Here is a 9,131-nt window from a genome sequence, read left to right as displayed (position 1 = left end):
GCGACCGCACCTGGTGTTCTTCCTGCACGACGAGGTGATCGTGCACGCGCCGGAGCCCGTGGCCGAACATGTTGCCGAGGAGGTGCGGGCGAGCGCCACCGAGGCCGGCCGGTTGTTGTTCGGCCGGACCCCGGTGGCATTCCCGCTGGACGTGGCGATCGTCGAGAACTACGGCGACGCCGACTAAGGAGTTCCGGGAACAGCCAGGCTCGCCTGGGCAAGGAGCCCATCGAGACCGCGAACCGTCGATTCCGCATTCCCGATCAGCAAGGGACTGCCCGTGCCGCCGAGCAGCACATGAGCAGGTACCGCGTCTCCTTGCGACTGATAGCTCACCTCCTGACCGTCCACGAAGATCCGGAACTCCCGATCGCCGGACTCACCCGCCGAGTACGTCAACCGGACGTTGACCCAGGTCTCGAGCGGGAGCATCCCCGGGTTTGACGTACACCCGTACCGCGCACCAGTGGCGCTGTGCGCGCGAACACGCAGGCTGCCGTCGTCGTAGATCCACAGCTGCGCCCCCTCGCCCTTCGCCATGATCCGCGGCAGAGTCGTGCGCCTGTGCTGAAAGATCATGGCCTCGAAGGCAAAGCCCGCCGACAGGTCCACGTCGGCCGTCTCCGGCACTGACACCGGCAGTCCGCGAGGCTCAAGTGACAGGACGGTGGCCTCGCCGCCCGGGAGATCGGCGCTCACCCATGCGGGCTCCCCCGGCTCCTCGTCAGTGCTCTGGCCCAGGACTGCGAGCGTTCCGTTGTCCGACCCCGCCACACTCTGCGCGGGATCCTGGTCCCGGAAGTCCCAGGCATCCGCAAACGGCTGCAGCACCGTCCAATCCAGGTGGACTTCATAGCGGACCCGCGGCGAGCCGGGCGCAATCAGATCGATTCGTGAGGTCCCGGGGACCGAACTGGCCTGCCGCACGTTGACACGAGTCCGAGCATCATCGGCGCGTGCCTCGAGCACCGGCTGCCCCACGGCGTCGGCGACGATCCCGCGCAGGTCGTACGTGAACACCTCGGGAACGAAGCCGGTCAACGGTTCCCCGTCGATCGTCAGGTCAGCAAGCATGGGCACCTCACGCTTGGACGCCGGGATCGCCCACTGCGCCAATGGCTCGATCTCATCCAGATCGGTGCCGGCCGGTACCTCTTCCCAGTGCCGCAGCGGCGTGAACACCACAGCCAACTGCAGATCCGTCACACCTGATGCCTCGATGGTGAGCTTCTGCACGCCGGTGTTGGGATTCTGACCTTCCGGATCAGGCGATGACGGGAGCGGAGTCGCCGGGCGCACCGAGAAACGCACACCCTCGGCCGGTTCGACGATCTGGACCGCGACCCGGTCATCACCAACGCTCAGCACCGCCGACAAGCCGTCGGCCGCCACGTCGACCTCAGCCTCGGTGTGCATGAACCACCACACCTCGGCCGGCTCTGAGGCCTGCAACTCGTCCCGGACCACCAACTGTCGCCGATGGTCCCTCAGGGAGACTCCCCGGCGCCAGCTGGTGACCCCACGGTTCGCGTACGCCGCCGTCAGATCGGCGATGGCGAACGCGCTCAGCGGGCCGAACCCGTGCTCCACGATGTCGGCTTTCGCCATCGGATCCTGCTCGGGACCCGCACCGGGGTTGACCACCAGCGTGTTGTTTCCCTCCGCCCGCTTGCGGTAATAGGTCCAGCGCGAGCCGTCGCGTCGATTGTTGTAGCCGGGAAGGCTGTAGTCGTCCTTCCCGAGATCCGAGGCCCAGCGATGCCCCAACGCATCGAAGACGAAGGTGCCCAGGTCCAGATCGGCGTGACTGGTGTCATTGAAACCTCCCTTGAATCCCGCAAAGGTGGTCAATGGCTGTTCCCATGCTGCTCGCAGTGTCACCGCTTCGCGTGCGGAACAACTTGTCGAACGGCAAATCCTGCTCGATGGGGTTCTTGTCCTCGACCTCCGGATCGAAGTAGAGCAACTTACGCTCGGGCTGACCGACTGGTCGAGATTCCCCCACCACGAGAATGACGGCTTCTCATACGGCTCGCCATCCAGAACATCTCCGGAATATACGGGCGCCCCACGAGGTCAGTGTCATAATAGTTGAAGTTCATCCCCAGCGGGCTGGTCATGTAGATCGGGAAGTATCCCGTCTCACTGAAGCCGGGCGAGTCGGACAGGCCGAAGCTTGTGCCGACCGCGGACTCAAAGGCCCTGAGGTAGGACACCCAATAGCGCATGGTGTATCCCAATAGCCCATCCCTTCCGGCCAGGCCCCATCGGGAGCGAACTCAGCAGCGGCAATGGCCACAGAGTCGAGACTGCTACGCAGGACCTCTTCGGCCACCTCAGGTTCCTCGTCGCCGATCGCCAGAGCCCCCGCAGCCATGCCGGCATTGCCCACGAAGTTCCAGTTGCCCGTCACCGTTGACCATGGCGGGCTGTTGCCGTGCCGGTCCGAGTCGCGATACTCCACCAGCCCTTGCTTGAGCCCCAGCTCAACGATCGCACCACGAATCAGATCTCGCTGGTCATGGGAGAGGCGATGATACAGCCAGTCATATCCCATCGCACAGGCATGAGCCAATTCAGCAGTACTCAGGAAGGTGTCAGACCAGTCGGGGAAGTTGGCCACGGCTTCTAGTTCCGCTATACCCCGCTCTGCATAGCGGTCCTCTCCGGTCAGCCATGCAGCAACGACATGCGGAAGACGCTGTTGCGCACCCGCCGGCTGATCGAGAGAAGGTTTGAATCTGGGTCGTATTCTTGGGCGATTGGTTGAGAATTCGCTGGCCCAGTCCGACGAGATTCTCATACCAGTCGGCCGCTCGAGGATCGGAGTCGATCGATGCTTGAATAGAAGCGAATCCTCCCGGCCCGAGCCAGAGTCGCGGGTGTGCCGGTTGAAGCCGGTCGACGATGCTTCCCGTATCGGCGAATGCTCTGACGTGGCCGAGGCCACCTGACAGGGCCGCCGCCGCTCCAGCGAGCGCAAGCACGCTGCGCCTGGAGATATCGCGTGACGTCATGGAACGTTCCTCCTCGTTGAGCGTGGCGATCATGCGAACAAACTGGGACCCGGCGCCGACCGGCATCCACATCCGCCGACGCATCACAACCACAAAGTTCCACCCACACGGCCTCCGGGACCCCCTGTCCCACTCCTCCTCGAGTCCGATATGAGCGAAAGTCGATCAATTGGGCCCGTTCGCTCTTATATGAGCAAAATAGGGCACGCGTCGATCACCTGTCAAGGGATCGACGCGCTCCACCGACGCGCGGAATCGGGTGGCGTCTCAGGTCATGCGAACGCGGGACCTGCCCGATGTGGTCCCCGACGGCCGGAATCGCGGATCCGTCAGATGCCTGGCGGGGCCTTCAGCTATTCGTGTGACGGGATGGGCTGATCTGTTTCAGCAGAGGTGGGCGCGGGTCCGCTGGTCTCGCGGACAGAGAGCGCCGGGCCGATGGCGACGCGATGCGCCGGCCTCTCGGTGTCCGCGAGACGCGCGGCCAGCAGCTCGAACGCCGTGCGTCCGATGGCCTCGCGAGGCGGACGGATCGCGGTGAGTGCCGGGTGGTTCATGGCGGCGACCTGGTCGTCATAGGACACCACGCTCAGATCGCCGGGGATGGCGACACCGCGGTCGTCGGCATGCTGAACCAGCTGGATCGCATCGATATCGGAATGGACGAGCAGAGCGGAGGTGCCGCTGGCACGAGTGGCGTCGAGAACCTGGTCGATGACTGTGTGGTAATCGGGATCGGTCCGTGGGGGCACGGTCGCGTCCACGGCGGGCAGTGTGAGGCCGAGCCGTTCGCACGCACCGACCCAGGCGCGACGGATCGCGGAGGTGTGCGGCGAGTTCTGTGAGAGCGCGACGCCGACCTTCCGGTGCCCACGATCAGCGAGATGTCGTGCGGCCTTCTGGACGCCATGGGTGTGATCGGTGACGACGGTGTCGATACCCTCGTGCAGCTCACTCGCAGCGGCGTCACGTTCGAGCAGAACGATGGGTACGGGCGATCGGGCGAGCCAGGCGAGCATTCGCTCCCCAGTGGAACCGTCCAGCGTCGGCGCGAGTAGCAGGCCGCGCGCTCCGGCTGCGATGAGACGGTCAACATCGCCCAGCTCGTCGACGGCCCGATACTCGGACTCACGGAGCATGATGCTGAATCCGCGTTCGCGAGCGGCCGCTTCTGCGCCTCGAGCGACGTCGGGCCAGTAGAACTCGAGCGACGGGACAAGCATTCCGATCGCCCCGGCGTCGCCGGGCCGGAGGGATTCGACGTGGCGCAGCGACTGCTGAGGCTCGAGCACACGCGCCCCACCGTGAGTGCGCTGAACGAGCTGAGCGACCGCCAGTACGGTGACGTCTCGCCGGGCCGTTGCTGAGGAGATACCGAGCTCGTGCGCCAGATCGGAGACCCTGATGGTGCCCCGCCGCTCGACGAGAGCGAGCACGTCCCGCTGCCGGTCCGACAACTGTGTTCCGGAACCGCGGGGGGCATCGCCGGTGAGTGCCACGTCAGCCGCACCCTCCCCGTCTACGCTGTTGCTCCTCGACAACGGTCACCCTACTGTACACACATATGCGCTCACTATGAGCGATATTCGCTCATAGTGAGCGATGCATGTCGGCGTCAGAAGCGTGGCCCACGGCACGGGTGCCGCCATCTAAGCAAGGCGGCGCATCCACCCGTGCGGATCGGGCGCCCGCCCGTACTGCAGGTCGGTGAGATGCTGGTACAGCCACTGCGTGATCGCACCTGACTCACCGTCTGCCACCGTGAGATCAAAGTCGGTGCCCTTGAGATGGCCGACCGGGGTGACCACAGCAGCCGTGCCACAGGCGAAGATCTCAGTGATCCGCCCCGAGTCCACCTGCTCCTTGATCTCGGCCAGGGTGATCGGCCGCTCGTGCACCTCGCGACCGTCGTCGCGCAGCAACTGCAGAATCGATCGGCGGGTGACGCCCTCCAGGATCGTGCCGCTCAGCTCGGGAGTGTGCACGGCGCCGTCATCGGTCACGAGGAAGACGTTCATCCCGCCGAGTTCTTCGAGATACGTGTTGGTCGCCGCGTCGAGGAAACACACCTGTGCGCATCCGTGCTCGGCGGCCTGCTGCTGCGGGAGCAGGCTGGCGGCGTAGTTGCCACCGCACTTGGCCGCGCCCGTACCCCCGGGTCCCGCCCGGTGGTAGTCCTCGGCCACCCAGATCGACACCGGTTGGAAGCCGGACGTGAAGTACGGCCCGGAGGGGGACGCGATCAGCAGGTAGTCGACCTGCTTGGACGGGCGGACGCCGAGGAACGGCTCGGAGGCGAACATGAACGGCCGCAGGTAGAGCGAGGATCCGGACGAGTCCGGCACCCACTCCATGTCCGTACTCACCAGCGCCTCGATCGAGCCGAGGAAGTGCTCGGCGGGCAGCTCCGGCAGAGCGAGCCGGTGCGCGCTCGCGGCGAACCGGCTCGCATTGGCGTCCGGGCGGAACGCCCACACGGAACCGTCGGCGTGCCGGTAGGCCTTCAACCCCTCGAAGATCTCCTGGGCGTAGTGCAGCACCGCCGCCGCCGGGTCCAGGCTGATCGGTTCATACGCCACGACGCGCTCGTCGTGCCATCCGTTCTCGGCCGTCCAGGTGGCCCGCACCATGTGATCGGTGAAGACAGTGCCGAATGCCAGGTCGGTCAACGCCTGCTCGCGCTCCGCCAGCGATCGCGGGTGCGCGGACGGGCGGACCGTGAACGTCGGAGCGCCCGACGGACTGGATAGATCGCTGCTCATGTGATGTCCCTCATACCGTGATGTCTCCCCTGACGGTACCGCCCCGGGCACGCCGCACGCGCACGGACGGACCGGATCCTGCTCACACCAGCCGGCGCATCCAGCCGTGCACGTCCGCCGACGTACCGTACTGGATCCCGGTGAGCGTCGCATGCAGCGCACTGGTGATCGGGCCTGGTGAACCATCACCGACCGTCAGGTCGAACCCGGCACCGGCCAATCGTCCGATCGGGGTGATCACCGCCGCCGTGCCGCAGGCGAACACCTCGGTCACGGTGCCCTCGCGCAGTCCCTCCCGCACCTCGGCCAGCGGGATCGGCCGCTCGGAGACGGTGCGGCCCTGCTCACGCAACAAGTCCAGGACCGAACGCCTGGTCACCCCGGACAGAATGGTCCCGGACAGCTCCGGCGTGTGCACGGTGCCGTCGTCGGTGACCACCAGCACGTTCATGCTGCCGATCTCCTCCAGCAGGGTGTTCGTGGCGGCATCCAGGAAGCACACCTGGTCGCATCCATGCTCGGCGGCCTGCTGCTGCGGGAGCAGGCTGGCGGCGTAGTTGCCGCCGCACTTGGCCGCGCCCGTACCGCCCGGTCCCGCCCGGTGCTGGCCGTCGGCCACCCAGATGGAGACAGGCTCGAAACCACCGCCGAAGTACGAGGCCGCCGGGGAAGCGATCACCAGGTAGTCGACCTGGGCGGCGGGGCGCACCCCGAGGAAAGCCTCGGAGGCGATCATGAACGGCCGCAGGTACAGGCTGGAGCCAGGAAGGGTCGGAACCCAGTCCACGTCCGCGTTCACCAACGCGGCGATCGACGCCAAGAAGTCGTCCGTGTCGAGCTCCGGCAGGGCGAGCCGGCGGGCACTGGCGGCGAACCGTGCGGCATTCAGCGCCGGCCGGAATGCCCACACCGAACCGTCCCCGTGCCGGTAGACCTTCAAGCCTTCAAAGATCTCCTGGCCGTAGTGCAACACGGCGGCCGCAGGGTCCAGCCGCAACGGGCCGTACGCCTCCACCCGGCGGTCGGCCCACCCGGTGTCCGGTGTCCACCGGGCGCGCGCCATGTGGTCGGTGAACCGGGTGCCGAATCTCGGTGCATCGAGCACCTGCTGGCGTTGCTCAGCAGGGCACGGGGAGAGGTTCCGGTGCACGGGGTAGTGCGGGACGCCGTCGTGGGTGGCGCCGGAGCGGGGGTGCGTTGTTGTGGTCATGGGCCCTTCCACCTGGTCTTCGATTCCGATGCCCTCGCGGGCAGGTGGGGAACGGGCGCTGGGGCTGGCGGTGTCTCGCTGGCCGGGCGCCCGCTCAGCCGGCTACTCGTGCAGCGAGGGCGTCGCCGATCTCGCTGGTGGAACGTGGGCCGCTGCGCTCAGCAATGTCCGCCTCGACGGCCGCCTCGATCCGCTGGGCCTGCTCGGTGAGGCCCAGGTGATCCAGTAGCAGCCCCACCGACAGGACCGCCGCAGTCGGGTCGGCCTTCTGCTGGCCGGCGATGTCCGGGGCGGAGCCGTGCACCGGCTCGAACATCGAGGGGAAGGTCTTGTCCGGGTTCACGTTGCCGGAGGCGGCCAGCCCGATGCCACCGGTGATCGCGGCGGCCAGGTCAGTGATGATGTCACCGAAGAGGTTGTCGGTGACGATCACGTCGAACCGGGACGGGTCCGTGGTCATGAAGATGGTGGCCGCGTCCACGTGCAGGTAGTCGACGCTCACATCGGGGAACTCCGGCGCCACGGCGTCGACCGTACGGCGCCACAGGTGCCCGGCGTGGACGAGCACGTTGTGCTTGTGCACCAGGGTGAGCTTCTTGCGCGGACGCGCCTGGGCGCGGGCGAAGGCGTCCCGCACCACCCGCTCCACCCCGTGCGCGGTGTTCACGCTGACCTCGGTGGCGATCTCGTGCGGGGTGCCCACCCGCAGCGCACCTCCGTTGCCGACGTAGGGCCCCTCGGTACCCTCACGCACGACGACGAAGTCGACCTCGCCGGGGTTCGCCAACGGGCTGGGCACGCCCGGGAAGAGCTTGGAGGGGCGCAGGTTCACGTAGTGATCCAGGGCGAACCGCAGCTTCAGCAGCAGGCCACGCTCCAGCACCCCGGAGGGCACGGTCGGGTCGCCGACGGCGCCGAGCAGGATCGCGTCGTGGGTGCTGATCGCGGCGAGATCGTCGTCAGTGAGGGTCTCACCGGTGGCGTGCCAGCGGGCGGCCCCGAGCTCGAAGTCGGTGCGCTCCACGGTCACGTCGGTGCCGACCAGGACGGCATCGAGCACCTTGAGACCTTCGGCGGTCACCTCCGGACCGATTCCGTCTCCACCGACGACTGCGAGCTTGATCGTGCGTGCCATGCCTCGCAGCGTAGCGTCGGATCCCACCTGACGGACAACCAGTCTCGAATGTTGAGCGGCTGGGTCAGGTGTACTGGTGCACCTGACCGGTCGCTTCCGCCACCTGCGGGAAGACGAGGGCGATGCGCTCGAGCACCACCTCGCTCCCCTCGTCCGCACCGAGGCTCGTCCAGTACCGCCGTTGCCAGGCCTGCACGCTTTCCTCACCCTCCCCGCGGGCGTGCTGCTCGTCCACCTCCGCGAACGGCCGCACGCGCACCTCGACCGTGCGGATCAGCGCGACCGGGTGCTCGTGCCCGTCCAGCACGATGGCGAGGTCACCGACCCGGGGCAGGTCATCATCGGAAGGAAACTCAGAACGGAGCGTGCTGACGGCGGTCCGTCGCCCGTCCAGCACCGCCTCGGCCATGTCCTGAGCCACGTGGGGCTCGGGAGCGAAGGAGAACGCCGGGGGCGGCAGGGTGCTCTCCCGATGCTGGCCGATGAATGCCTCAAGCCAGGCCACTTTCCCGCGCACTCTGGCATGCTTCCAGAAGGCAGCTACCTCATCGGAGTCCATGAGCCCATTCTCGCACTCCGGCGTTCGGACCAGGCTGCGATCCGCACACCTCGGAGGAACTATGACCCAGCAGCCCTACCCTCAGCAGGCGCGCGGCGACGACCGAACCATCGCGATCCTGGCGCATCTCTCCCCCATCATCGCGATGATCGTCAGCATCGGGTTCGTCTCGATCGCCGGCCCGTTGCTCGTCTGGCTGATCTGGCGCGACCGGGGGCCGCTGGTGCGCAACGCCGCCGCCAGCTCGTTCAACTTCCACCTCACCGTCTGGGTGGCGATGGTGGTCGGCTGGATCATGGTCTTCACCGTGATCCTGCTGCCGCTCGGGCTGTTCCTGATCTTCATCCCCGGGCTGATCCAACTGATCTTCTCGATCATCGGCGCGGTGCGAGCCAGCCGCGGCGAGGTCTATTCCTACCCGTTCCAGATCCGGATCCTGCACTAACGG

General features: G+C 66.9%; 8 protein-coding genes and 1 pseudogene. 2 read left to right on the top strand and 7 right to left on the bottom strand.

All coding sequences use genetic code 11. The features are described from left to right. A pseudogene (locus BLU77_RS21665) lies at positions 1–187 on the top strand (bifunctional 3'-5' exonuclease/DNA polymerase); the annotation flags it as partial. Here the strand turns inward: BLU77_RS21665 and BLU77_RS21660 are convergent. The 7 genes from BLU77_RS21660 to BLU77_RS21630 all read right to left on the bottom strand — a co-directional run bounded on the left by BLU77_RS21660 (position 184) and on the right by BLU77_RS21630 (position 8,683). After that, entirely contained in the window at positions 184–1,881 is a 1,698-nt protein-coding gene (locus BLU77_RS21660; protein WP_089775627.1) for a LamG-like jellyroll fold domain-containing protein, read from the bottom strand. The pseudogene BLU77_RS21665 and the gene BLU77_RS21660 sit on opposite strands and share 4 nt — an antisense overlap. A gap of 235 nt (positions 1,882–2,116) precedes the next feature. After that, positions 2,117–2,623, bottom strand: a complete 507-nt coding sequence (locus BLU77_RS21915; protein WP_139177884.1) for a hypothetical protein — start codon at positions 2,621–2,623, stop codon at positions 2,117–2,119. A 747-nt stretch (positions 2,624–3,370) separates the two neighbouring features. Next, positions 3,371–4,516, bottom strand: a complete 1,146-nt coding sequence (locus BLU77_RS21650; RefSeq protein ID WP_175477283.1) for a LacI family DNA-binding transcriptional regulator — start codon at positions 4,514–4,516, stop codon at positions 3,371–3,373. Positions 4,517–4,666: 150 nt separating this feature from the next. Continuing rightward, positions 4,667–5,779 carry a branched-chain amino acid aminotransferase gene (locus BLU77_RS21645; RefSeq protein WP_089772864.1) on the bottom strand — a complete coding sequence of 371 codons (1,113 nt, stop codon included), beginning with the start codon at positions 5,777–5,779 and terminating at the stop codon, positions 4,667–4,669. Between the two features lie 82 nt (positions 5,780–5,861). Further along, on the bottom strand, positions 5,862–6,989 hold the full coding sequence (locus tag BLU77_RS21640; protein ID WP_089775621.1) for a branched-chain amino acid aminotransferase: 1,128 nt from the start codon (positions 6,987–6,989) through the stop codon (positions 5,862–5,864). A 94-nt stretch (positions 6,990–7,083) separates the two neighbouring features. After that, on the bottom strand, positions 7,084–8,124 hold the full coding sequence (locus BLU77_RS21635) for a 3-isopropylmalate dehydrogenase (protein WP_089775619.1): 1,041 nt from the start codon (positions 8,122–8,124) through the stop codon (positions 7,084–7,086). A gap of 64 nt (positions 8,125–8,188) precedes the next feature. After that, entirely contained in the window at positions 8,189–8,683 is a 495-nt protein-coding gene (locus BLU77_RS21630) for an ASCH domain-containing protein (protein ID WP_089775617.1), read from the bottom strand. Positions 8,684–8,744: 61 nt separating this feature from the next. On the opposite strand from BLU77_RS21630, the gene BLU77_RS21625 reads away from it, so the two are divergent. Next, positions 8,745–9,128, top strand: coding sequence for a DUF4870 domain-containing protein (locus tag BLU77_RS21625; protein ID WP_089775615.1), 384 nt, complete (start codon positions 8,745–8,747; stop codon positions 9,126–9,128). Positions 9,129–9,131 lie beyond the last annotated feature (3 nt).

Source organism: Ruania alba, from assembly GCF_900105765.1.
Lineage (GTDB): Bacteria > Actinomycetota > Actinomycetes > Actinomycetales > Beutenbergiaceae > Ruania > Ruania alba.
The sequence above is the reverse complement of the archived record's forward strand: the minus strand, read 5'-3'. Positions and strand labels throughout refer to the sequence as shown.

Excerpts from the sequence above, each read along its gene's own strand:
- BLU77_RS21625 (WP_089775615.1), top strand. The coding sequence starts at position 8,745 with ATGACCCAGCAGCCCTACCCTCAGCAGGCGCGCGGCGACGACCGAACC.
- BLU77_RS21635 (WP_089775619.1), bottom strand. The coding sequence starts at position 8,124 with ATGGCACGCACGATCAAGCTCGCAGTCGTCGGTGGAGACGGAATCGGT.
- BLU77_RS21640 (WP_089775621.1), bottom strand. The coding sequence starts at position 6,989 with ATGACCACAACAACGCACCCCCGCTCCGGCGCCACCCACGACGGCGTC.
- BLU77_RS21645 (WP_089772864.1), bottom strand. The coding sequence starts at position 5,779 with ATGAGCAGCGATCTATCCAGTCCGTCGGGCGCTCCGACGTTCACGGTC.
- BLU77_RS21630 (WP_089775617.1), bottom strand. The coding sequence starts at position 8,683 with ATGGACTCCGATGAGGTAGCTGCCTTCTGGAAGCATGCCAGAGTGCGC.